Origin of the sequence: Paraburkholderia gardini (genome assembly GCF_907164545.1) — a bacterium.
GTDB classification, from domain to species: Bacteria; Pseudomonadota; Gammaproteobacteria; order Burkholderiales; family Burkholderiaceae; genus Paraburkholderia; species Paraburkholderia gardini.
The window spans coordinates 1-23,670 of sequence record NZ_CAJQZB010000035.1 but is presented as its reverse complement, the minus strand read 5'-3'; the positions used below and the strand labels follow the sequence as shown (position 1 = coordinate 23,670).

Genomic DNA, 23,670 nt, shown 5'->3' with positions numbered 1-23,670 from the left:
TGTATCAGCCACGCTCTGACGCGGGTGAACACGGTGGTCTGGGCCGCCTGCTGCCGGGTTTTATTTTGCCGATGACCTTGTCGGTTACCGGTCAGGAGTATCGATGTCCCGTTCGCTACGGCATGAAAAAACCCCGCTGTCACAGGGACATGCGGGGTTTGCAGTGAATGCGGCGAACTCGCCGCGCAGCCGTCAGACGTTGAACAGGAAGTTCATGACGTCGCCGTCGTGCACGACGTATTCCTTGCCTTCCGCGCGCATCTTGCCCGCTTCCTTCGCACCCTGTTCACCCTTGCAGGTCACGAAGTCGTTGAAGCCGATGGTCTGCGCACGAATGAAGCCGCGCTCGAAATCGGTGTGGATCACGCCGGCCGCCTGCGGCGCGGTGTCGCCGATATGGATCGTCCATGCGCGGACTTCCTTCACGCCCGCCGTGAAGTAAGTCTGCAAGCCGAGCAGCTTGAAGGCGGCGCGGATCACGCGGTTCAGGCCCGGCTCTTCCATGCCCATGTCGGCGAGGAACACGCCTTTGTCTTCGTCGTCGAGATCCGCGATTTCCGCTTCGATCGCCGCGCACACGGCGACGACCGGCGCACCTTCGGCATCGGCGAACTTCTTCACCGCGTCGAGGTACGGGTTGTTCGCGAAGCCGTCGTCTTTCACGTTCGCCACGTACATCGTCGGTTTGGCGGTGATCAGGCAGAACGGCTTGAGCAGCGCGTTTTCTTCTTCCGACAGATCCAGCGCACGCACCGGTTTCGCCTGATCGAGCTGCGCGCGGACCCGTTCGAGCACCGCGGCGAGTTTCGCCGCTTCCTTGTCGTTACCGGACTTCGCGGCCTTCGAATAACGCGTCAGCGATTTCTCGACAGTCGCGAGATCGGCGAGCGCGAGTTCGGTGTTGATGACTTCGATGTCCGACAGCGGATCGACCTTGCCCGCGACGTGAATCACGTTCTCGTCTTCGAAGCAGCGCACGACGTGCGTGATCGCATCGGTCTCGCGGATGTTCGCGAGGAACTGGTTGCCGAGCCCTTCGCCCTTGCTCGCACCGGCGACGAGACCCGCGATGTCGACGAATTCCACCACCGCCGGCAGGATACGCTCCGGCTTGACGATGTCAGCCAGCGCCTGGAGACGTGCGTCGGGCACTTCGACGATGCCGACGTTCGGCTCGATCGTGCAGAACGGATAGTTTTCGGCGGCGATGCCCGCCTTGGTCAGCGCGTTGAACAGGGTGGACTTGCCGACGTTGGGCAGGCCAACGATGCCGCATTTGAGGCTCATGGAAAACCTTTTGAATCAGTTTGTTACGGCTGTGCAGCGGGTTGCGCGGTGTCTGGCGATGGCCGGAGCGCGACAGCCGGAAAGTGAATTCGGGGAAGCGACAAACAGCACGAATCGTGGCGTTGTTGGCTCAACGATTTTGTACTGGTTTTGTACACGGAAGTGGCAATTGTAACTCTTTCGGACGCCCTGATTCGTAAGGGTCCGGGCAAGACAGGAACCCGTGATCAAGCTTCGTCAACGATCCAGATACAACCCCGCGGTTGTCGATAGATTCATTCGTGGCGGGTATGGTCGTGAAACACGGCGGTCAGGCAGCAAGGTCACCAATTCCCGCGCGACGTCAAATTTTCATCATTGCGCGCGGACCGCCGTGTAATATTAATATTGAGATTTGTCGTCGAGCTCGTCGAGCATCAGGGAGGCTAATATGAAGAAGCCCGTTCGTGCGCTGCGTGCTACGGTCGTAACAGTTGGCGCAACCTTGCCGGCCTGTCCGCAAGATGACCACCACCACCCGCGGTGTCACAAGGTGAAGATCCATCACCATTGGGAAAAGCACTGCCACTGACCCCTGCTGTCGAGTAAACCCGCGCCATGCGGGTTTTTTTATCTCCGCTCGCTTCGTGCAATCGTGGTGTCCGTGAAAGGCACTATATTGAAAACTGGTTCAGTTTCGCAAAAAAGAGGATGTTATGAGCAGACAGAGGCATCGCACCGTAGTGAAGGGGTTCCTGATCGCTGGTTTGCTGTCCATTTCCACGGCCCACGCGCAATTGAGCGGTCTTCTCAATCAGGCTGGAAACAGCAGCGGGTCGACCGGTGGACCTGGCAACCTGAGCGGGTTGAGTAACGGACTCTCGTTGCAATCGCTGACATCCAGCAGTACCGGCAACGTAGCGGGAGTTCTCGAATTTTGTGTCAAAAACAACTATCTGGGCGGCAGCGCGTCGTCGGTCAAGGACTCCCTGATGAGCAAGTTGCCCGGCGGTTCGTCTTCGTCTGACAGCGGCTACACCGACGGCTCAAAGGGCATCCTGAATAGCGGTGATGGCAAGCAGCTAGACCTGAGCGGTGGCGGCTTGCAACAGCAGATTACGAAGCAGGTGTGCGACAAGATTCTTGCCCAGGGCAAATCGATGCTGTGAGCATGAAATACACATGATGCATGACCGGTCGCAAGAAGCGCTTTCATGTCGTAGTTTGCGTGGCGTTTTCGATGCAGGCGCGTTGACGTAGCGTTCTTGCCGTTGCCTGTGCGACCGCCGCCAGGCGGCACGCGCCCTGGAGCGAGGGCAAACGCCGCGCTCGCCGCGTCAGTCCCCGGGAACACGCGCAGCTATAATGAACGGATGACTGTTCACCATCAGACCTTCGACGTTGCCGTGATCGGCGGCGGGCTTGTCGGCAAGACCGCCGCGCTCGCGCTGACGCAAGGCGGCAGACGCGTCGCACTGCTCGCGCAGACATGCGCGTCGCTCCCCGCCGGTGCCGCGTTCGACGCGCGTGTCTATGCGCTTTCTGCGAGTTCGCAAACCCTGCTTGAACGTCTGCGCGTCTGGCAGGCGCTCGACGTCGCGCGCCTTGCGCCGGTCTACGACATGCGCGTTTTCGGCGATGCGGCTGCCGAACTCCATTTTTCCGCGTTCCAGGCCTCCGTGTCGCAACTGGCGTGGATCGCCGAATCGTCGCTGATCGAACGCGCGCTCGACGCCGCGCTGCGGTTCCAGCCCAATCTGACGTGGATCGATTCGCGCGCCCAGGCGCTCGACGTGAAACCCGATGCTGCGTCAATCGGGCTTGCGAACGGTCGTGTGCTGGAAGCGGATCTCGTCGTCGGCGCGGATGGCGCGCACTCGTGGGTGCGCGCGCAGATCGGCTCGAAGGTCGATCGCCGCGATTACAGACAGACGGGCGTCGTCGCGAATTTCAAGGCCGGCCGGCCGCACGGCGACACCGCATATCAATGGTTCAGGGAAGGCGAGATCATCGCGTTGCTGCCGTTGCCGGACGGTCACGTGTCGCTCGTCTGGTCGGCGCGGACGGAGCATGCGCGCGAACTGCTGGAACTCGCGCCCGCGCAGCTCGCGGCGGAAGTGGAACGCGTGACGCAAAGCCTGCTCGGCCCGCTGGAGTGCGTGACGCCGGCGCAGGGTTTTCCGCTCGCGCTGCAAACGGTCGACCGGCTGATCGCACCGCGTGTCGCGCTGGTCGGCGACGCCGCGCATCTGATCCATCCGCTTGCCGGCCAGGGCATGAATCTCGGGCTGCGCGATGTCGCCGCGCTCGCCGATACGATCGCGAAGAAGGAAGCGTTCCGCGATCCCGGCGACACGGTGCTGCTGCGTCGCTACGAGCGCGCACGTCGTGAGGACATCCGTGCGTTGATGATCGCCACCGATGGCCTGCAGAAGCTGTTTTCCGTGCCGGGCACCGTGGCCTGGGCCGTCCGCAATACCGGCATGGCGTTCGTCGGCGCGCAGCCGCTGCTTAAACGCTGGCTTGTTTCCGCGGCGCTCGGGTAAGGGCACCTTCGTTTCACACGGTCCGCACCAACATATGAAAGGCACGCCACGCACGCGTGCAAATCGCCCAGGGATTGAACATGCAAAAACGTATCCGCATCGCGACGCTGGCACTGGCCGTCGCCGCCGCCGCACTCGGCTGCTCCGCGCAGGCCGACCAGACCACCGACAAGCTGAAGGCCACGCTGCAGTCGCGCCTTGGCGACGCCACGATCAAGAGCGTTTCGAAGTCGCCGATCGCCGGCCTCTACGAAGTGAATCTCGGCACGCAGATCCTCTACAGCGATGTCAATGGCGATTACCTCGTGCTTGGCGACATCGTCGAAGCGAAAACGCGCACGAACGTCACCGAAGCGCGCCTGGCCGAAACCAACAAGATCGATTTCGCGAGCCTGCCGTTCGGCAACGCGGTGAAAGTCGTGAAGGGTAACGGCTCACGCAGGATCGCCGTGTTTTCCGATCCGAACTGTCCGTACTGCAAGCAGCTCGAAACGACGCTCAAGTCGATCGATAACGTGACGGTCTACACGTTCCTGTACCCGGTGCTTTCGCCGGATTCGACGGTGAAATCGAAGTCGATCTGGTGTTCGACCGATCGCGCGAAGGCGTGGGAATCGTGGATGCTCGATCACCGCGCGCCGACGGCCGCCGCCAGCTGCGACACCACCGCGATCGACAAGAACCTCGCGCTCGGCCAGCAGATGAACGTCAACGGTACGCCGACGGTGTTCCTCGCCGACGGCCGCCGCCTGCCGGGCGCCGTGCCGGCAGACCGGCTCGACAAGGAGTTGTCCGCCGTCCACTAACCGCGTCGCACGTGTCGTACATGTCGAACAGGAGGCGCGTCGTGCGCCTCCTGCCGTTTTAACGCTCCGCTTACTGTCTGGATGTCCCGCCGATGAAGCCGATCCGCTACACCATTGTCCCGAAGCAACCCGCTGCCCATTTGTTCGAAGTGACCGTGACCGTCGCCGATCCTGATCCGGCCGGGCAGTCCTTCATGCTGCCGGTGTGGATTCCGGGCAGCTACATGGTCCGCGAGTTCGCCCGCAACATCGTGACGCTGCGCGCTTTCAACGAAGCGGGACGCAAGGTGCGCGTCGGGAAAACCGGCAAGCACACGTGGCGGGCCGCACCCGTCAATGGCGAGCTGACGCTGCGCTACGAGGTGTATGCGTGGGATATGTCGGTGCGCGCCGCGCATCTCGACGACACAGCCGGTTTCTTCAACGGCACGAGCGTGTTTCTGTTGCCGCTCGGCCATGAAAAGGCGCCATGCGTGGTCGACATCCAGAAGCCGGCGGGCGAGTCGTATCGCCGTTGGCGGGTCGCGACTGCGTTGCCCGAAGCGCGCGGCACGAAGCGCTACGGTTTTGGCGAGTATCGCGCGCAGAACTATGACGAGCTGATCGACCATCCGGTCACGCTCGGCGAATTCGCGCTCTCCACGTTCAGCGCGCACGGTGTGCCGCACGATATCGTGATCGCGGGACGCACCGTCGCCGTGGATATGGAGCGCCTCGCCGCCGACCTGAAGCGCGTCTGCGAAGCGCAGATCGCGCTCTTCGAGCCGAAGTCGAAGAAGGCGCCGGTCGATCGCTATGTGTTCATGACGCAGGTGGTCAGCGACGGCTACGGCGGCCTCGAGCATCGTGCGTCGACGGCGCTGATCTGCAATCGCACCGATCTGCCGGTGACGGGCCGTCCGGAAACGACCGAAGGCTACCGGACGTACCTTGGCCTGTGCAGTCACGAGTATTTCCACACGTGGAACGTGAAGCGCATCAAGCCGGCCGCGTTCGCGCCATACGATCTGACGCGCGAGAACTACACGTCGTTGCTGTGGCTCTTCGAGGGCTTCACGTCCTACTACGACGACCTGATTCTGGTGCGCACCGGACTGATCACCTCTGCCGAATATTTTGACCTCGTCGGCAAGGTGGTCGGCAGCGTGCAGCGCGGCAGCGGGCGTCTGAAACAGTCGGTCGCCGAAAGCTCGTTCGATGCGTGGGTCAAGTACTACCGTCAGGACGAAAACGCGCCCAACGCGATCGTCAGTTATTACACGAAGGGCTCGCTGGTCGCGCTGTGCCTCGATCTGGAGATCCGCGCGCAGACCGGCAACCGCAAATCGCTCGACGACGTGATGCGCCTCCTGTGGCAACGCTTCGGCCGCGATTTCTATCGCGGCAAGCCGGTTGGCGTGCCGGAGACGGAAATCGAGGCCCTTTTCGCCGAAGCGACCGGTGTCGACGTCGCGCATCTGCTCGATCAGGCCGCGTACGGCACGCGCGATCTGCCGCTCGAACCGTTGCTCGCACCGTTCGGCGTGGGTATCGCGCCGGAGCCGGACAGGAACGGCAAGCCGTCGCTGGGCGTGCGCGTGCGGGGCAACGCCGACTGCACGCTCGCCACGGTACACGAAGGTAGCGCGGCGCAGAAGGCGGGCCTGTCGGCCGGCGACGTGCTGATCGCGATCGATGGCCTGCGCGTCACCGGCTCGAATCTGGATGCGCTGCTGGCGCGTTACCAGCCGGGCGCGAAGGTCGAAGTGCATGCGTTCCGTCGCGACGAACTGCGCACCATGCAGTTGAAACTCGATGCCCCGGACGTCGCGCGCTACTCGCTTTCGGTCACCGACAAGCGCGTCGCGGCGCGGAACTGGCGCGAGCGCTGGCTGGGGAAATGACATGCTGGGGGCCGGTGGTACGCCGTCGGCCCTCTGAAAGCGACAAAATCCCGGGTTGAAGATGGCGGATTGTTCTACCCTTGCAACAATCCTTCGCTCGCGCGGTACTTTTTCCCGGGCGGGTAAAAAAACACAATGGCTCCACTCGCGCAACACTGCGCGCCCCAACTGGAGTCACCCATGACCACGATTCTGCAAATCAACTCGGCAGCCCGCTCGCAAGGCGCGAATTCGACGCTGCTTGCCAACGAACTGACCGCAAAGCTGCAACAGTCGAACCCGGGCGCGCAAGTCGTCGTCCGTAACCTGCAGGCTGAGCCGCTGCCCCATCTGGACGACACGATCCTCGGCGCGTTCTTCACGCCGGCCGGGCAACGCACGCCGGAACAGAACGCCATCGCCGCACGCAGCGAAGCGCTGATCGCCGAACTGCAGGCTGCCGATATCGTCGTCATCGCCGCTCCGCTGTACAACTTCGGCGTGTCGTCGCAACTGAAGACGTACTTCGACTTCATCGCACGCGCCGGCATCACGTTCAAGTACGGCGCGAACGGCGCGGAAGGTCTCGTGACGGGCAAGAAAGTGCACGTTGTTTCGGCACGTGGCGGCAAGTACGTCGGCACGCCGGGCGACAGCCAGACACCGTACCTGAAGACGTTCCTCGGCTTCCTCGGCATGACCGACGTGAACTTCATCTACGCCGAAGGCCTGAACATGGGCCCGGACGTCGCGAACGCGGCACTCGCCGGCGCGCGCGAAGCGATCGCCGCAGCGTAAGGCTTCATTTTCCATCCGAGGCTGATGTCCCGGTCTCGTCGGAACGAAAAGCGCCACGGGTTTTCGACCTCGTGGCGTTTTTTGTTTCTGATCCGGCTATATCGTTGTGTTCCGACTCGCGAATCGCGACGTGATGTGCGTGATGTGCGCGGTCAGGCCAGCGTTTCGGCTTCGTCGGGCAGACGCCAGTCGATCGGCGTCCGGCCGTGCTGTTCGAGATATTCATTGGCCAGCGCGAAATGCCGGCAACCGAGAAAGCCGCGGTGCGCCGACAGTGGCGACGGATGGGGCGCTTCGAGCACGTAGTGCGAACGTCCGCCCAGCAGCGCGCGCTTCGCCTGCGCATGCGCGCCCCACAGCATGAAGACGAGCCCTTCGTGTCGCATCGCGAGTTCGTGGATCAACGTATCGGTGCATTTTTCCCACCCGCGCTTCGCGTGGCTCGCGGCCGAGTCGCGTTCCACCGTCAGCACCGTGTTCAGCAGCAGGACGCCCTGCCGCGCCCACGTGTCGAGGCAGCCGTGGCGCGGCGGTTCATAGCCGAAATTCGCGGCGATTTCCTTGAAGATATTACGCAGCGATGGCGGCGGACGCACCGCCGGCGGCACCGAGAACGCGAGTCCGTGCGCCTGCGGCGTGCCGCGATCCTCACCGTGATACGGGTCTTGCCCGAGGATCACGACTTTCACGTCGTCAGGGCTCGTCAGGCGCAGCGCGCGGAACACGTCGGCCGGATAGACGGTTTTGCCGGCCGCGCGCTCGGCGTCGACGAACGCGCACAACGGCGCATAGGCATCGCTCCCGATGAACGGTTTCAGGTGCTGGCGCCACACGGGGGGTAACGCGTCGAACTGGGCTTCGAGCGCGGCGGCGGTGTTACTTGCCGGTTGCGTGGGTGACGCGGGTTGCGCAGCAGATGCCTCGCCAAAAAGCGAGGCTTGCGACGAAGAGGAGCGGGAGCGGGTGGCGGAGGTCATGGCGGGGAAGTGTCGCAGCAAACGACGTGTAGCTCAAGGTGGCGTTTGCTGCCCACCGCTTCGAGGGTCGCCGCGCCGCGCAGGTTACTGTTCGCGCAGCCTGTAACCGCGCTGTGCCTTGCTGACGTCATCCGGCGCGAGCCCCGGAATGTTTGCCGACAATGCCTGAGCCAGCGCGTGAAGCGCTGCTTCATCGCCGCTCTTCAGTTCGAGTTCGATTTCGGAAATCGGCGTGCGGCGCGTTTTGCCGTTCACATCGGCAATCACTTCGCCCAGATCGATCGCCGCTTCGATGCCGGCGCCGTCGTGCTGCATATGCCACAGCGTGCGCGTGAAGTTCGTGCGAAATAGTTCGATGAGGCCTGGCGCCGCCTCGCGCAACGCTGCCGTGACGTCCGGTGCTTCGCACGCGCGCAGCAATGCGTCGATTTCCAGCGCATCGCCCGCGACGGCCATTTCCCATTCGTGACGGCTATGCAGGCCGCCTTTCGCCGAGCCGGCTGTCTTGAACGTCTGCAGCCAGCCATCGGGCGTGCGTCGTAGCCGGAGCGCGCTTTTCGAGCGCGCCAGCGTCAGGCCGGGCGTGTCGAAATAGATGTTTTCGAGCGTGACGGCATGCCCGGCTTCGCCAGTACGCATGACGAAAAACGCGGTTGCCGCGTCGACCTGTCCGGCCGGCAGCGCCAGCTTGATTTCACTCTCGATGCTCATCCTGTGTCCCGTTCGATCCGGCCCGTCGGGTGGCTGGACGCCGTTCTGCCGTATGCGCTGCGTTAAACCTGCTGTTCGCGCTCAGAAAAACATCCGCGCGAGTTCCGCGCCCGGCTGCTCCGCGCGTATGAACGCTTCGCCGACGAGGAACGTATGCACGTCCATCGTGCGCAACCGCTCGACGTCGACGCGCGACAGAATGCCCGATTCGGTCACTACGATACGGTCGTCCGGAATCGATTCGAGCATGCCGATCGTCGTGTCGATCGACGTTTCGAACGTGCGCAGATTGCGGTTGTTGATGCCGATCAACGGTGTCTTGAGCGTGAGCGCTTCCATCAGTTCGTTGCTGTCGTGCACTTCGACGAGCACCGCGAGCCCCAGCGAATGCGCGAACACTTCGAGATCCTGCATCTGCGGCGTTTCGAGCGCTGCGGCGATCAGCAGGATCGCGTCGGCGCCCATCGCGCGTGCCTCGACGATCTGGTACGGATCGATGATGAAGTCCTTGCGCAGCACCGGCAGCGCGCAGGCGGCGCGCGCTTCTTCCAGATAAGTCGCGCTGCCCTGGAAGAACTGCACGTCCGTCAGCACGGAAAGGCACGCCGCGCCGTGGCTTTCGTACGAGCGGGCGATATCGGCGGGCACGAAATGTTCGCGCAATATGCCTTTCGACGGGCTTGCCTTTTTCACCTCGGCGATGACCGCGGCGAGGCCGGCTGCGTGCTTCGCGCGCAATGCGCCGACGAAGTCGCGCCGGTCGCGCGTCGACGCCTCGAGCCGTAATTCTTCAAGCGGCGCGCTCATTTGCGCAGCGCGGATTTCTTCGCGCTTGACCGCGATGATGCGTTCCAGAATGTCGCTCATGGGTATCTCGATACTGAAGTTATTTCTTGAATTGCTGCGTGAAACGGACCAGTTCGTCGACCTTTGCCCGTGCGCGGCCGCTCGCGATGGTTTCGCGCGCGATCTGGATGCCGTCCGCGATCGATGCCACCACGTTCGCCGAATACAGCGCCGTGCCCGCGTTCAGCACGACGATTTCGCGCGCGACGCCCTGTTTGTTGTCGAGCGCTTCGAGCAACATGGTTTTCGATTCACCGGCGTCATTCACCTTGAGCGTCCGGTTCGACACCATCTGCATGCCGAAGTCTTCCGGATGAATCTCGTATTCGTGAATCTGGCCGTCGCGCAGTTCGCCGACCGTGGTCGCGGCGCCGAGCGACACTTCATCCATGCCGTCCATGCCGTACACGACCAGCACGTGCTTCGCGCCGAGCCGTTGCATCACGCGCACCTGAATGCCGACCAGATCCTGGTGGAACACGCCCATCAGCTGGTTCGGCGCACCGGCCGGATTGGTGAGGGGCCCGAGAATATTGAAGATCGTCCGCACGCCGAGTTCGCGGCGCACGGGCGCGATGTTCTTCATCGCCGGATGATGGTTCGGCGCGAACATGAAGCCCATGCCGGTTTCCGCGATCGAGATCGCCACCTGTTCCGGCTGCAGATCGATGTTGACGCCGAGTGCTTCGAGGACGTCCGCGCTGCCCGATTTGCTCGACACGCCGCGGTTGCCGTGTTTCGCGACTTTCGCGCCAGCGCCGGCCGTGACGAACATCGTCGCGGTGGAAATGTTGAACGTGTGCGAGCCGTCGCCGCCCGTGCCCACGATATCGACGAAGTTCGAGTTGTCCTCTACTTCGACGTGCCGGGCGAATTCGCGCATTACGGTAGCGGCGGCCGCGATTTCACCGATGGTCTCTTTTTTGACGCGCAGCCCCGTGATGATCGCCGCCGACATCACCGGCGAGAGTTCGCCGCGCATGATGAGGCGCATCAGATGCAGCATTTCGTCGTGAAAAATTTCGCGATGCTCGATCGTGCGCTGCAACGCTTCCTGCGGAGTAATGGACATGTTCTTTTCTCGCTTCTTCAGGCGTTGCGTTGCGATGCGCCAGCAAGCTTCGACTGCTTCACGAAGTTTTCGAGCAGCGCATGGCCGTGTTCGGACAGGATCGATTCCGGGTGGAACTGCACGCCTTCGACCTTGAGCGTCTTGTGGCGCACGCCCATGATTTCGCCGTCGTCGGTCCACGCGGACACTTCGAGGCAATCCGGCAGCGACTCGCGTTCGATCGCGAGCGAATGGTAGCGCGTGACGGTGAAATGCTTCGGCAGGTCGGCGAACACGCCTTTGCAGTCGGTTTCGATCTGGCTCACCTTGCCATGCATTATGGTTTGCGCGCGCACGACGCGCCCGCCGAATGCCTCGCCAATCGCCTGGTGGCCGAGGCACACGCCGAGAATCGGAATCTCGCCGGAAAACTTGCGCAGCACGTCGAGCGTGATGCCGGCGTGTTGCGGATTGCTCGGTCCGGGCGAAAGGCAGATGCGCTCGGGGTTGAGCTTCGCGATTTCGTCGAGGGTGATTTCGTCGTTGCGGTAGGTCCGTACGTCTTCGCCGAGTTCGCCGAGGTACTGGACCAGGTTATAGGTGAACGAGTCGTAGTTGTCGATCATCAGCAGCATGGTCTGTCTCCGGTCAGAAGTCGCTATCGAGGCCGTCCTGCACCTGCTCGGCGGCGCGCAGCACAGCGCGCGCCTTGTTTTCGGTCTCTTGCCATTCGGATTCCGGCACCGAATCCGCGACGATGCCCGCCGCCGCCTGCACATACAGATTGCCGTTGTGGATCACGCCGGTGCGGATCGTGATCGCCAGATCCATCTCGCCGGTGAACGACAGATAGCCGACGGCGCCGCCGTAAAGACCGCGCTTCACCGGTTCGAGCTCGTCGATCAGTTCCATCGCGCGGACCTTCGGCGCGCCCGACAGCGTGCCGGCCGGGAACGTCGCGCGCAGCACGTCGAAATTGGTGACGCCCGCCTTGAGCTTGCCCTCGACCGAGCTCACGATGTGCTGCACGTGCGAGTACTTTTCGATGATCATCTGGTCGGTCACGACCACCGAACCGATCTGCGCGATGCGGCCGACGTCGTTACGCGCGAGGTCGATCAGCATCACGTGCTCGGCGATTTCCTTCGGGTCGTTCAGCAGTTCCGTGGCGAGTTCGGCGTCGCGCTCGGGCGTGTTGCCACGTGGACGCGTGCCCGCAAGCGGACGGATCGTCACGATCCGGTCCTCGCCGCGCTTTTCCTGACGCACCAGAATTTCCGGCGAAGCGCCGACCACATGGAATTCACCGAAGTTGTAGTAATACATATACGGCGACGGATTCAGCGAGCGCAGTGCGCGATACAGCGAAAGCGGATTGTCGCGATACGGTTTCGTCAGACGCTGGCCGACCTGAACCTGCATCAGCTCGCCGGCCGCGACATATTCCTTCGCCTTGCGCACGGCGGCGAGGTAATCGTCTTTCGCGAACTCGCGATAAATCTCGGTGCGCACGCTCGCCGACGTGACCGGCGGCTGAACGGTCGTGCGCAGACGCTGGCGCAGTTCGCGCAGGCGCTGCTTCGCTTTCGTGTACGCCTCGGGCAAGGCCGGGTCGGCGTAGACCACGAGATACAGCTTGCCGGCGAGGTTGTCGATCACCGCGACTTCTTCTGTGAGCAGCAACTGGATGTCGGGCAGGCCGAGATCGTCCGGCGGCGCGGTGTGCGCGAGCTTTTTCTCGATGTAGCGCACCGCGTCATAGCCGAAATAACCGGCCAGACCGCCGCTAAACCGCGGCAGGCCGGGACGTTGCGCCACCTTGAAACGTGCCTGGAACTGCTGGATGAACGCGAGCGGATCGCCTTCATGCGTCTCGACGACCTTGCCGTCTTTCACGACCTCGGACACGCCGTTGCGGGTACGCACGAGCGTGCGTGCCGGCAGGCCGATGAACGAGTAGCGGCCGAACCGCTCGCCGCCCACTACCGATTCGAGCAGGAACGAGTTGGCGCCGTTGCGCTCGGACTGCGCGAGCTTCAGATACAGCGATAACGGAGTTTCGAGGTCGGCGAGCGCCTCGGCGATCATCGGGATGCGATTGAAGCCCTCGTTTGCGAGGGACTGAAATTCGAGTTCGGTCATGTTCCGATCCTGTTCGTGCGTCCGGCACAGCGTGCGTGTGCTTCGGATAAGACGGGGGCGTTGCGCTTGCCGGCCAGGCTTTCTGTGTCTTTCGACAGGGAGACGCCGATCGGTGCGTGCTGTCCCGGGAACGCGTGCAAGCTCACATGACGCAACGGTACCGCGATGGATACACGAAGACCAGATGAAGCGATGCGACGGTTACCAGCGTAAAACTCGGGAAGCGCGCGAGAAGCGCAGCGAAGTAAAAAACGGTTGCCGAAGACGGGCTTCAGCGTACCTCAGGCGAGGTTAGCGCGACCAGCGACGCCAGGGCCAGGCTCCCCGGTCGATGCTGCTCAGACTCCGTTTTTTATTCAGAAACATGAGGATGATGGACTTATAAAGTCGGTGATTGGTGCGCTGCGATGGCCTTGGCGGCCTCGAGCAGCGAAGCAACTATACCATCCGATTTTATTGTTTGTACAGACTGACCATGGTTGTAGCCATACGGCACAGTCAACGTAGCGAGACCGGCGGCGCGGCCGGCCATCGCGTCGTTTTCCGAATCGCCGATCGCCACCGCTGCCTGCGGCGCGACCTGCATTTCGGCGCACGCGGTGATCATCGGCAGCGGATCGGGCTTCTTTTTCGCGAGCGTGTCGCCGCCGATCACGACGCTGAAATAGCCGGTCAGCCCATATTGCGTGAGTAGTTGCACCGCAAAGCGGCGCGGCTTGTTCGTCACGCACGCGAGCTTGAGGCCGGCGTCGCGCATCGCCTTCAGGCCCGCTTCGACGTCAGGATAGAGACGCGTGTGCGTGCCGTTGATCTTCGAGTACTCGTCCTGATAGATCGCGAGCGCCTCGTCGAAGCGATCCTGCGCGTGCCCGGCCTCGAAACGCGGCGCGAGCACGCTGCGAATCAGATGTTCCGAGCCCTTGCCGACGTATTCGACCACTTCCTCACGCGACGTTTCCGCCGCGTCGAGCTGCGCGAGCATGCCGTTCAGCCCGGCGGTGAAGTCGTCGGCCGTATCGACCATGGTGCCGTCGAGGTCGATAATCGCGGCCTCGATACGGGGGCCGCTGAATACCGGTGCAGGAAAGGAGGGCTTCGCAGTCATGTTCGGAGGTCGCCGGGTATGGGTGGTAGACGCGTGTGATGACTCATTTGCTGTGCGACGGATGCTTGATCTGGGCAAGTGCTGTGCGCATCTGGTCGATGACGGTCTTGTAGTCGGGTTTGCCGAAGATCGCCGAGCCCGCCACGAACGTGTCCGCGCCTGCCGCTGCGATTTCCGCGATGTTGTCGACCTTCACGCCGCCGTCCACTTCGAGATGGATTTCACGGCCGGTCTTTTCCTTGTATGCATCGATACGGGCTCGCGCCTCGCGCAGCTTGTTCAGCGCTTCAGGAATGAACGACTGGCCGCCGAAGCCCGGATTCACTGACATGATCAACACGAGATCGAGCTTGTCCATCACGTGATCGAGATAGCTGAGCGACGTGGCGGGATTGAACACGAGGCCGGCCTTGCAGCCATGATCGCGGATCAGCGACAGTGTTCGGTCGATGTGATCCGAGCCTTCCGGGTGAAAGCTGATGACGTTGGCGCCCGCTTTCGCGAAGTCCGGCACGATACGGTCGACCGGGCGCACCATCAGATGCACGTCGATCGGCACCTGCACGTGCGGGCGGATCGCCTCGCACACGAGCGGGCCGATGGTCAGGTTCGGCACGTAGTGGTTGTCCATCACGTCGAAGTGAATCCAGTCGGCGCCGGCGGCGACAACGTTGCGGACTTCTTCGCCAAGCCGCGAGAAGTCGGCGGACAGGATGCTGGGAGCGATTCTGAATTGCGTCATGGCGTGGGGAGCGGCAGGCGGAAAATCGCTATCTTACCGGTTTGCACGGCGAGAAACCCCTGTCCGGACGGGATAGCTGGTTGCGGGCGTCCGCTGCATCAAGCAGAATGCGAAACCAGAGCCGCTTCCCGCCGACAGGCCGCAAACCATTGGCGCATGGGCTTCCCGCAGCGTGCATTCACACCGGAATCAGGATGAGCCAGTACGAATTCAGCGTATCGGTGCAGGTCGCGTATCTGCCCGAAGAATCGGACCCCGAGCGCCGCAAGTATGCGTTCGCATACACGCTGACCATCCGCAACAGCGGGCAGGTTCCGGCTCAACTGATCGCACGCCACTGGGTCATCACGGACAGCGAAGAGCATGTGCAGGAAGTGAAGGGCCTTGGCGTGGTCGGCCACCAGCCGCTCCTCAAACCGGGCGAGCAGTTCGAATATACGAGCTGGGCGTTGATCGCAACGCCCGTCGGCACGATGCGCGGGGAGTATTTTTGCGTCGCGGAAGACGGCGAACGTTTCGAAGCGACTGTGCCCGAGTTCATGCTGCGCATGCCGCGCACGCTGCATTGAACCGGCAAGCGGCCCTTTCAACCGTAAGGCTTACGGCTGCGGCTGCTGGCTGTCGCTGTTTTCGCCTGATGTCTTGTGCGTGCGTTGTGCATTTCGCGCCTGCTTCTTCTTGCCGGACGATGTCCAGACAACGATGAAAATCAGCAGGCCCAGCGCCAGAAGCGACTCCAGCGCAAATATCAGCATCGGGTATTCGTCGAACAGATCAGACATGGCGGTTTCCATCAAGAACGAACATTGTATGCGTATTGTCCGCACGGCCGCAGGCTGGGTCAGCGCGGTGGCGGTAGCGGCGATGCTGGCAGCGTGCGGAGGCGGAGCGTCGTTGAAGTCTGTCTCGCCACCGACGGGCGCCGCGATCATTCCGGGCCAGATTGCGTCGACGCGGCTCACTCCCGTCGCATGGCAGCAGGTGCCGGGCTGGCAGGACGATTCGCTGATCGGAGCGACGGCCGCGCTCCGGCAGAACTGCACCCGGCTTGCGCGTCAGCCGAACTGGCAGCGGGCGTGTGCCGCGGCAACGCAACTCGACGACCTCGATGTCGCGAGTGCGCGCACGTTCTTCGAAACGTATTTCACTCCTTTTCAGTTCGCCAATACCGACGGCACGCTCGATGGCCTGGTGACGGGCTATTACGAACCGTTGCTGCGCGGTTCGCGCGTGCGGCACGGCGTCTATCAGACGGCGCTGTACCACTGGCCGGCCGGCTATCGCGCCGGCGCGCCGCTGCCGGCGCGCGCCCAGCTCGAACGCAGCGGGGTGCTGACAGGTAACGAACTGGTGTGGGTCGACGATCCGATCGAAGCGTTCTTCCTGCAGGTGCAAGGATCGGGGCGAATCGTGATGGAGGATGGCAGCGTGATGCGCGTCGGGTTTGGCGGCACGAACAACCAGCCGTACAAATCGATTGGCCGTTCGCTGCTGGATCGCGGCGAGATCACGCCCGCGCAGGCGACGATGCAGGGCATCAAGGCCTGGGCGCGTTCGAATCCGGCGAAGGTCGACGCATTGCTCGATACGAATCCGCGGTTTGTGTTCTTCCGTGAAATGCCCACGGGCGATACGGCTCAGCAGAGTGGCGCCGACGGTCCAATTGGCGCGCTGGGCGTTCCGTTGACGCCCGAGCGGTCCATTGCTGTCGATCCGTCTTCGATTCCGCTCGGTACGCCGGTGTTTCTGCAAACGACGCGTCCGTTGACCAATTTGCCGATGAATCGTCTGGTGTTTGCACAGGACACAGGTTCGGCGATCAAAGGCGGTGTGCGCGCCGACTATTTCTGGGGACTTGGCGACGACGCGGGCGATCTCGCCGGCAAGATGAAGCAGGCCGGCCGCATGTGGTTGCTGCTGCCGAATTCGTGATCGGGCGGGTCAGGCGTGACCGGGGCGCACGCCTGATCCTCCATCTGGCAACCGTACGACTGCATCGCGATCAGCGCCGCCATGCCGCCGCTGATCACTTTTCTACATTCATTTCAATCCAAGTCGCGCTGGCTTGTGCTGCCGGCCAGGCTTCCGGTTGTCGGAACGTCAGCTTCCGGAAAACCGTTTGTCGACGACGCGCCGTGCCTTGCCAACCGAGCGTTCGATACCGTTTACCGCCAGCACGTTCACCACTGCGCTCACGCCGATCAACGCCTTGATATCGTAGACGAGGGCCTGTTTCGCGGTATTGAGCGCGCCCGTATCCGGCGCGGTTTCGGGACACGGTTCGACATTCAGCGTCAGCACATCGAGCGGGCCTTCCTTCGTGAGGATGATCTGATAGTGCGGCGCGAGCGCATGTTGCTTCAACAGCAGCTCTTCGATCTGCGTCGGGAAAACGTTGACGCCGCGCACGATCATCATGTCGTCCGAGCGGCCCGTGATTTTCTCCATACGGCGCATCGTGCGTGCGGTGCCGGGCAACAGACGCGTAAGGTCGCGCGTGCGATAGCGAATGATCGGCAACGCTTCTTTCGTCAGCGAGGTGAAGACGAGTTCGCCAAATTCGCCTTCTGGCAGTACTTCGCCGGTTTCGGGATTGATGATCTCGGGGTAGAAATGGTCTTCCCAGATCGTCGGGCCGTCTTTCGTTTCCGCGCACTCCGATGCGACGCCCGGGCCCATGACTTCAGACAGCCCGTAGATGTCGACAGCGTCGATGCCCATGCGCTGTTCGATTGCCCGCCGCATGTCGTTCGTCCACGGCTCCGCGCCGAAGATGCCGATGCGCAGCGAACAGCTGGCTGGATCGACGCCTTGTCGTTCCAGCTCATCGGCGATCGACAGCATGTAGCTGGGCGTCACCATGATGATGTCCGGACGGAAGTCCTGGATAAGCTGGACCTGCTTTTCCGTCTGACCGCCGCCAAATGGGATCACGGTGAGGCCGGCGCGTTCGGCGCCATAATGTGCGCCGAGTCCGCCGGTAAAGAGACCGTATCCGTAGCTGACATGCACCTTGTCGCCGCGTCGGGCGCCGGCCGCACGGATCGAACGGGCGACGAGGTTCGCCCATGTGTCGATGTCGCGCGCGGTGTAACCGACAACGGTCGGTTTGCCCGTGGTACCCGACGATGCGTGAATCCGCGATATCTGCTCCTGCGGCACAGCAAACATGCCGAAGGGATAGCTGTCGCGCAGATCCTTCTTGGTGGTGAACGGGAAGCGCGAAAGGTCCGCCAGCGTTTTCACCTCAGACGGATGGACGCCAGCTTCGTCAAACTTGCGCCGATACACCGGCGAATTTTCATACGCGTGCGTGAGCGACCATTTCAGTCGTTCGAGCTGGAGGGCGGCGAGTTCGTCGCGGCTCGCCGTTTCGATCGGGTCGAGCGGTAGATCGGTCGTCATGCGGATGTCTCCTTTGCTGCTTTTCAGAATAGATGCGCTGCGTGTAACGAACAACGAACGAAGCGTTACGTTGCGTTGAGTGTTCGGCGCGAAGCTTCAGTCAGTAACGGGAATGACCGTGCCGCGAATCTGTGCGGATTTGCCACGGAACATCGCGACCGTTTCTCCGGTGCGATTCGTTACCCGGATGTCGTAGATGCCGTTGCGACCACTCAGCGTCTGCTCGACGGCTTCGGCGGTCAGCTCTTCGCCGCCGGGAACCGGACGCAGGAACTCGATCGAACAGCCCGACGCCACCGTGTTGATGTTGTACGAGTTGCACGCGAAGGCAAACGTCGAATCGGCCAGGGTGAAGATCAGGCCGCCGTGGCAGATCTGGTGTCCGTTCAGAAAATCAGGACGGACCAGCATCCGCATGCGTGCGTACCCGGGGCGCACTTCCAGAAGTTCGAGGCCCAGCGCCTGGCTGCAGGCATCCGCTTCGTACATCGATTGGGCGGTGGCGCGGGCGAGTGCTTCTGGTGACATCGTGTCGTCGTGCTGTGGCTGGCTGGACATGTCAACGGCCCTCGAAGCGTGGTGCGCGTTTTTCCATGAAGGCACGCACGCCTTCCTCGTAGTCGTGCGATGCACCCAGTTCGCGCTGCAGATCGCGTTCGAGATCGAGCTGCGCGTCCAGCGTCTGGGTGACGCCTTCACGCATGGCGCGCCTGATTGCGACGATGGCGAGCGCGGGCTGCTGCGCCAGTTGCGTGGCCAGCTTCGTTGCGGTTTCCTGCAAATCGGCGTCGTCGACGGCCTGCCAGATGAGGCCCCAGCTTTCGGCTTTTTCCGCGGGCAGCCTGTCGCCCGTCATGGCGAGCCCGAGGGCTCGTGCCATACCGAGGCGCTGCGGCAGGAACCACGTCCCACCCGAATCAGGAACGAGGCCGATTTTCACAAAGGCCTGAATGAAGCTGGCCGATCGGGCTGCAATGACGAGATCGCAGGCGAGCGCGAGGTTGGCGCCTGCACCAGCAGCGGTGCCATTGACGGCTGCGATGACGGGCATCGGCAGCGCCTGAAGCCGGCGGATCAACGGGTTGAAGTGTTCATCGATCAGCTCGCCGAGGTCTGTCATCGCACCCGGCGTGAAATCGAGATCGGCAAGGTCCTGGCCTGCGCAGAATCCGCGGCCCGCACCTGTCAGCACCAGCGCCCGGGTGCCTGCGGCTTCGACTTCATCGAGCGCCGCCCCCAGTTCCTTGTGCATCACCCGCGTGAAGCTGTTGAGCTTGTCCGGGCGATTCAGTGTCACTGTGGCGACGCGGGATGAGGCGTCAAGCTCTACGCTGATCGTTTCATAGGACATCGGTTGTCTCCTCTTTGTCTCCATGATCTGCAATTGCAGATATCGAGGTATTCAGACGCGCTCGATCGCGAGCGCAATGCCCTGACCGACGCCAATGCACATCGTGCACAGGGCAAATCGCCCATTTGTGCGTTCCAGCTGATGGAGCGCGGTTGTGATGAGCCGCGCGCCCGATGCGCCAAGCGGGTGACCCAGCGCGATTGCGCCACCGTTGGGGTTGACGCGCGGGTCGTCGTCCCGCAGACCGAGTGCGCGAAGCACCGCGAGACCTTGCGACGCGAACGCTTCATTCAGTTCGATGACGTCGAACTGGTCGAGCGACATGCCCGTCTGCTTCAGCAGTTTCAGGGTAGCGGGCGCGGGGCCGATGCCCATGATGCGCGGTTCTACGCCGGCTGTCGCCATGCCGGCGACACGCGCGCGCCGACGCAGACCATACTTCTCCGATGCTTCATGACTTGCCAGCAGAAGTGCACACGCACCGTCGTTCACGCCCGAAGCGTTGCCAGCGGTGACAGTGCCATCGGCGCGCACGACGCCGTTGAGCTTGCCGAGTGATTCGAGCGATGTTTCGCGCGGATGCTCGTCGACGCTCACACGAATAGCATCGCCTTTCTTCTGCGCGATTTCGACAGCTACGATTTCCTGCGCCAGCGTGCCATCACGCTGGGCGCGTGCCGCCTTTTGCTGGCTGCGCAGTGCGAACGCGTCCTGATCCGCGCGGCTGATGCCGAACTCGACCGCCACGTTCTCTGCCGTTTCCGGCATGGAATCGACACCGAAGTCGCGCTTCATCAACGTGTTGACGAAGCGCCAGCCGATTGTCGTATCGTGAATCGCGGCCTGACGCGCGAACGCGCTGGTGGATTTGCCCATGACGAACGGCGCGCGGGTCATGCTTTCGACGCCACCCGCAATCATCAGATGCGCCTCGCCTGCCTTGATCGCGCGAGCGGCGCAACCGACGGCGTCCATGCCGGATCCGCATAGCCGGTTCAACGTCGCGCCGGGTGCGTCGATTGGCAAGTTGGCAAGCAGTGCCGACATGCGTGCGACGTTGCGGTTGTCTTCGCCGGCCTGGTTGGCGCAACCGTAGATGACGTCGTCGACAGCGTGCCAGTCGACGCCCGGATTGCGTTCCATCAGTGCCTTGATGGGCACGGCGCCGAGGTCGTCGGCGCGGACATCTTTCAGGGCGCCGCCGTAGCGGCCAAACGGGGTGCGAATTGCATCGCAGATAAAGGCGTCGGTCATGTTGGATTCCACTGAGTGACGGCCGGGTTCGCAGGCCGCTCCGTCAACTCATATTAGGGGGATGTCGGATCGGACTCCAGTCGGCCACATGGCATATGCCGTTCGGCCGGCTTACGCCGGAACCGCCTTCGGTTCAACATGAACCCGGCTCTGAATTACACGGAAACGGTTTGCGACAAAAGCGGCGTCTGCAAGGGCAGCGTTCGCTGCAGGGTTGGCGCCCGTGCCGTGAAAGTCTGAGAACGCTGCGGACTGGTTCACGAATACGCCACCCGTGAGATTGATCGAAAGCGCTACGCCCCCCCGGATCGATGCTTCGTGGGCGGCTTCGAGCACTATGTCGTCGATGCTGTAAACAGAGAGCGTGAGCGCGCCATGCTCAGCGGCGATAGCGCCTGCAAGGTCGAGCGATTGAGCGGTCGAGTCGGTTGCAATGACGAATGAGATCGGGCCGAACCATTCGCGGGTGAACTGCGCGGCGTCGCTTGCGGCATCGAGTTGCAGCAGGAGCGGCGTGCGGACGCGTGCGCCTGCAAACGCAGGGTGTTCGAGCGACTGGCTTTCAGCAAGCACGCGCCCGAGCTTGCGGGCTTCGTCGATACGCTGCGTGATGCCTTCGTTCTGGATTGCGCCAAGCAGTTCGACGGCCCGCGCCGGGTCGGCCACGAGTTTTTGCACCGCGCCGGCGATCGCTCCGGCGACTGCATCGAAGCTCAGCGGGCCTTCGGCCGTGCGAATGCCGTCGCGTGGCACGTAAATGTTCTGCGGTGCCGTGCACATCTGGCCCGAGTACAGGGCGAGCGAAAAGGCAATATTGCGGGCGGCCGACTTGATGTCATCGACAGAATCGATAACGATCTGGTTGACCCCGGCCTTTTCCGTGAACACCTGCGCCTGGTGGACGTTTCGTTCCAGCCACGTGCCGTTTTGCGAGCTGCCGGTGAAGTCGATCAGCTTGATTTCCGGGCGTTGGGCGAGCTCCTGTACGAGCGCGCCGTCATTGGGATCGGTGGCGAGCAGGGTCACGACGTTCGGGTCAAATCCCGCTTCGCGGAGCAACTCGCGTGCGATGCGCACGGTAATCGCGAGCGGCAGGATCGCGCCGGGATGCGGCTTGACGATGACCGTGTTGCCCGTGGCCAGATCGGCGAAGAGGCCGGGATAACCGTTCCACGTCGGGAACGTGCAGCAGCCGAGCACGAGGCCCGTGCCGCGTGGCACGACGGTATAGCGCTTGCGCATCGCCAGCGGCGGATTCTTGCCTTGTGGTTTTTCCCAGTGAGCGTCGGCCGGAATCCGGCGTAGCTGGTCCCAGGCGTACACGACGGCTTCGAGTGCGCGGTCCTGCGCGTGCGGGCCGCCCGCCTGGAAGGCCATCATGAAGGCCTGGCCAGTTGTATGCATCACGGCGTAACCGATCTCGAAGCTGGCGCGATTGATCCGTGACAGGATTTCGAGGCTCACGCCAATCCAGGCCCTCGGACCGGCTGCTCGCCAGTCGCGCTGCGCGCGGGTTGCCGCGTCGATCAGCGTGTTGGCGTCCGCTTTGGGATAGCGGATGCCGAGTGGAAATCCGAATGGCGATACTTCGGCGCCGACGGTTTCCTGAGTGGCCGGCTGGTCAAGTTCGAACGTCCGGTTCAGGTGAAACTTGAACGCGGCCTCTCCATCCGCGTTCGCTGTTTCCCCGTACACTTTCGGACTGGGCATTTCGGAGAAGGGACTCCAGTAGCCGCGTGTTTCAATGGCGGCGAGCGCCTTCTGCAGCGTGTCTTCGTGCTTCGTGAATAGCGGATGTGTCATGGCGGAAGGGATGCTGAGCGTTAGAGGAGGCTATTGTCGAATAATTGACCGACCGGTTGGTTGGCGAATGTTAGCATTATTGAGATGGTCACGCGAAGCGTTTTTGCTTTTCATTCCAAACAAGGAGGATGCATGGTTTACGAAAACATTCTGGTGGAGACGCGCGGCCGGGTTGGGCTGGTGACATTGAATCGCCCGAAGGCGCTAAACGCACTGAACGATGCGTTGATGGACGAGCTTGGCGCAGCGCTCAAGGTGTTTGACGCCGACGAGGCGATTGGTGCAATCGTGGTGACGGGCAGCGAAAAGGCGTTCGCCGCGGGTGCCGATATTGGCATGATGGCCACGTACACCTATATGGACGTGTACAAGGGCGACTACATCACTCGTAACTGGGAGACCGTGCGCTCGATCCGCAAGCCGATTATTGCCGCGGTCGCGGGCTTCGCGCTGGGCGGCGGCTGCGAGCTGGCGATGATGTGCGACATCATCTTCGCCGCCGATACCGCAAAGTTCGGCCAGCCTGAGATCAAACTCGGCGTCATGCCTGGTGCTGGAGGCACGCAACGCCTGCCCCGCGCGGTATCGAAAGCGAAGGCGATGGACATGTGCCTGACGGCGCGCTTCATGGACGCGGTTGAAGCGGAGCGGGCGGGTCTCGTATCGCGCGTCATTCCCGCAGCCTCATTGCTTGACGAAGCAGTGGCCGCCGCAGCCGTGATTTCCGGGTTCCCGTTGCCGGCAGTGATGATGGTGAAAGAGTCGGTGAATCGTGCATACGAAACAACGCTGGCGGAGGGCGTGCATTTCGAGCGTCGACTGTTCCATTCCCTGTTTGCAACCGAGGATCAAAAGGAAGGGATGGCCGCGTTCGTGGAGAAGCGCAAACCCGTGTTCAAGCACCGCTAAACAGGCTTATCAAAATAACGCTTGCCAGGCATGGAGGAGGTGGCTAGAATCTCGATCTTTCGCGCTTTCGGCAAGGGAGTGCGGGGGAGGCGGGAA

The 23,670-nt window shown here is 62.5% G+C and carries 23 protein-coding genes; 8 read left to right on the top strand and 15 right to left on the bottom strand.

The genetic code is table 11. The features are described 5' to 3' along the window. Positions 1-192 precede the first annotated feature (192 nt). Positions 193-1,287: a redox-regulated ATPase YchF gene (gene ychF / locus LPA37_RS21520; RefSeq protein WP_228980448.1), complete on the bottom strand. Its 1,095-nt coding sequence runs from the start codon at positions 1,285-1,287 to the stop codon at positions 193-195. Between the two features lie 695 nt (positions 1,288-1,982). Between ychF and LPA37_RS21515 the strand changes: the two genes are divergently transcribed. The 5 genes from LPA37_RS21515 (at position 1,983) to LPA37_RS21495 (ending at position 7,278) form a co-directional block, all read left to right on the top strand. Continuing rightward, positions 1,983-2,435: a DUF2501 domain-containing protein gene (locus LPA37_RS21515; protein WP_228980451.1), complete on the top strand. Its 453-nt coding sequence runs from the start codon at positions 1,983-1,985 to the stop codon at positions 2,433-2,435. A 204-nt stretch (positions 2,436-2,639) separates the two neighbouring features. After that, positions 2,640-3,812: a UbiH/UbiF family hydroxylase gene (locus tag LPA37_RS21510; RefSeq protein WP_229013676.1), complete on the top strand. Its 1,173-nt coding sequence runs from the start codon at positions 2,640-2,642 to the stop codon at positions 3,810-3,812. A gap of 80 nt (positions 3,813-3,892) precedes the next feature. After that, positions 3,893-4,618 carry a DsbC family protein gene (locus LPA37_RS21505; protein WP_228980454.1) on the top strand — a complete coding sequence of 242 codons (726 nt, stop codon included), beginning with the start codon at positions 3,893-3,895 and terminating at the stop codon, positions 4,616-4,618. Between the two features lie 92 nt (positions 4,619-4,710). Beyond that, positions 4,711-6,501 (top strand): M61 family metallopeptidase, encoded by a 1,791-nt coding sequence (locus LPA37_RS21500; RefSeq protein ID WP_229013675.1) that lies wholly within the window; start codon positions 4,711-4,713, stop codon positions 6,499-6,501. 180 nt (positions 6,502-6,681) lie between these two features. Next, positions 6,682-7,278, top strand: coding sequence for an FMN-dependent NADH-azoreductase (locus LPA37_RS21495; protein WP_228980458.1), 597 nt, complete (start codon positions 6,682-6,684; stop codon positions 7,276-7,278). Positions 7,279-7,430: 152 nt separating this feature from the next. Here the strand turns inward: LPA37_RS21495 and LPA37_RS21490 are convergent, their stop codons facing one another. The 8 genes from LPA37_RS21490 to rpe all read right to left on the bottom strand — a co-directional run bounded on the left by LPA37_RS21490 (position 7,431) and on the right by rpe (position 14,852). Then, positions 7,431-8,255, bottom strand: coding sequence for a uracil-DNA glycosylase (locus LPA37_RS21490; RefSeq protein ID WP_229013674.1), 825 nt, complete (start codon positions 8,253-8,255; stop codon positions 7,431-7,433). 84 nt (positions 8,256-8,339) lie between these two features. After that, a complete protein-coding gene (locus LPA37_RS21485; RefSeq protein ID WP_229013673.1) occupies positions 8,340-8,966 on the bottom strand; it encodes a CYTH domain-containing protein in 627 nt (208 codons plus the stop codon). Between the two features lie 81 nt (positions 8,967-9,047). Next, positions 9,048-9,833: an indole-3-glycerol phosphate synthase TrpC gene (trpC, locus tag LPA37_RS21480; protein WP_229013672.1), complete on the bottom strand. Its 786-nt coding sequence runs from the start codon at positions 9,831-9,833 to the stop codon at positions 9,048-9,050. Between the two features lie 19 nt (positions 9,834-9,852). Further along, positions 9,853-10,884: an anthranilate phosphoribosyltransferase gene (gene trpD, locus LPA37_RS21475; protein WP_228980468.1), complete on the bottom strand. Its 1,032-nt coding sequence runs from the start codon at positions 10,882-10,884 to the stop codon at positions 9,853-9,855. A gap of 17 nt (positions 10,885-10,901) precedes the next feature. Beyond that, complete coding sequence (locus tag LPA37_RS21470; protein ID WP_228980469.1) at positions 10,902-11,498, bottom strand: aminodeoxychorismate/anthranilate synthase component II; 597 nt, start codon at positions 11,496-11,498, stop codon at positions 10,902-10,904. 13 nt (positions 11,499-11,511) lie between these two features. Beyond that, entirely contained in the window at positions 11,512-13,005 is a 1,494-nt protein-coding gene (gene trpE, locus LPA37_RS21465) for an anthranilate synthase component I (RefSeq protein ID WP_228980474.1), read from the bottom strand. Between the two features lie 379 nt (positions 13,006-13,384). Then, a complete protein-coding gene (locus LPA37_RS21460; RefSeq protein ID WP_228980480.1) occupies positions 13,385-14,110 on the bottom strand; it encodes a phosphoglycolate phosphatase in 726 nt (241 codons plus the stop codon). A 43-nt stretch (positions 14,111-14,153) separates the two neighbouring features. Continuing rightward, on the bottom strand, positions 14,154-14,852 hold the full coding sequence (rpe, locus tag LPA37_RS21455; RefSeq protein WP_229013671.1) for a ribulose-phosphate 3-epimerase: 699 nt from the start codon (positions 14,850-14,852) through the stop codon (positions 14,154-14,156). A gap of 194 nt (positions 14,853-15,046) precedes the next feature. Between rpe and apaG the strand changes: the two genes are divergently transcribed. Then, positions 15,047-15,421 carry a Co2+/Mg2+ efflux protein ApaG gene (gene apaG / locus LPA37_RS21450; RefSeq protein WP_228980484.1) on the top strand — a complete coding sequence of 125 codons (375 nt, stop codon included), beginning with the start codon at positions 15,047-15,049 and terminating at the stop codon, positions 15,419-15,421. 30 nt (positions 15,422-15,451) lie between these two features. Here the strand turns inward: apaG and LPA37_RS21445 are convergent, their stop codons facing one another. Continuing rightward, complete coding sequence (locus LPA37_RS21445; protein ID WP_228980486.1) at positions 15,452-15,634, bottom strand: hypothetical protein; 183 nt, start codon at positions 15,632-15,634, stop codon at positions 15,452-15,454. Between LPA37_RS21445 and mltA the strand changes: the two genes are divergently transcribed. Continuing rightward, positions 15,555-16,784, top strand: coding sequence for a murein transglycosylase A (gene mltA / locus LPA37_RS21440; protein WP_228980488.1), 1,230 nt, complete (start codon positions 15,555-15,557; stop codon positions 16,782-16,784). The genes LPA37_RS21445 and mltA overlap by 80 nt on opposite strands. Positions 16,785-16,952: 168 nt before the next feature. Here the strand turns inward: mltA and paaK are convergent, their stop codons facing one another. From paaK to paaN, 5 genes are all read right to left on the bottom strand, one after another. After that, the gene (gene paaK / locus LPA37_RS21435; RefSeq protein ID WP_228980490.1) at positions 16,953-18,257 is read right to left on the bottom strand and encodes a phenylacetate--CoA ligase PaaK; all 1,305 of its coding nucleotides are present in this window, start codon (positions 18,255-18,257) and stop codon (positions 16,953-16,955) included. A gap of 96 nt (positions 18,258-18,353) precedes the next feature. Further along, on the bottom strand, positions 18,354-18,785 hold the full coding sequence (gene paaI, locus LPA37_RS21430; RefSeq protein ID WP_407672595.1) for a hydroxyphenylacetyl-CoA thioesterase PaaI: 432 nt from the start codon (positions 18,783-18,785) through the stop codon (positions 18,354-18,356). Positions 18,786-18,816: 31 nt separating this feature from the next. Then, a complete protein-coding gene (gene paaG, locus LPA37_RS21425; RefSeq protein WP_229013693.1) occupies positions 18,817-19,608 on the bottom strand; it encodes a 2-(1,2-epoxy-1,2-dihydrophenyl)acetyl-CoA isomerase PaaG in 792 nt (263 codons plus the stop codon). Positions 19,609-19,659: 51 nt separating this feature from the next. Then, positions 19,660-20,862, bottom strand: coding sequence for a 3-oxoadipyl-CoA thiolase (gene pcaF, locus LPA37_RS21420; protein WP_228980495.1), 1,203 nt, complete (start codon positions 20,860-20,862; stop codon positions 19,660-19,662). Between the two features lie 111 nt (positions 20,863-20,973). Continuing rightward, the gene (gene paaN, locus LPA37_RS21415; RefSeq protein WP_229013670.1) at positions 20,974-22,665 is read right to left on the bottom strand and encodes a phenylacetic acid degradation protein PaaN; all 1,692 of its coding nucleotides are present in this window, start codon (positions 22,663-22,665) and stop codon (positions 20,974-20,976) included. Between the two features lie 132 nt (positions 22,666-22,797). Here paaN and LPA37_RS21410 point away from each other — a divergent pair, with 132 nt between their 5' ends. Beyond that, positions 22,798-23,574, top strand: a complete 777-nt coding sequence (locus tag LPA37_RS21410) for an enoyl-CoA hydratase (protein ID WP_228980509.1) — start codon at positions 22,798-22,800, stop codon at positions 23,572-23,574. The last annotated feature ends 96 nt before the right edge of the window (positions 23,575-23,670 follow it).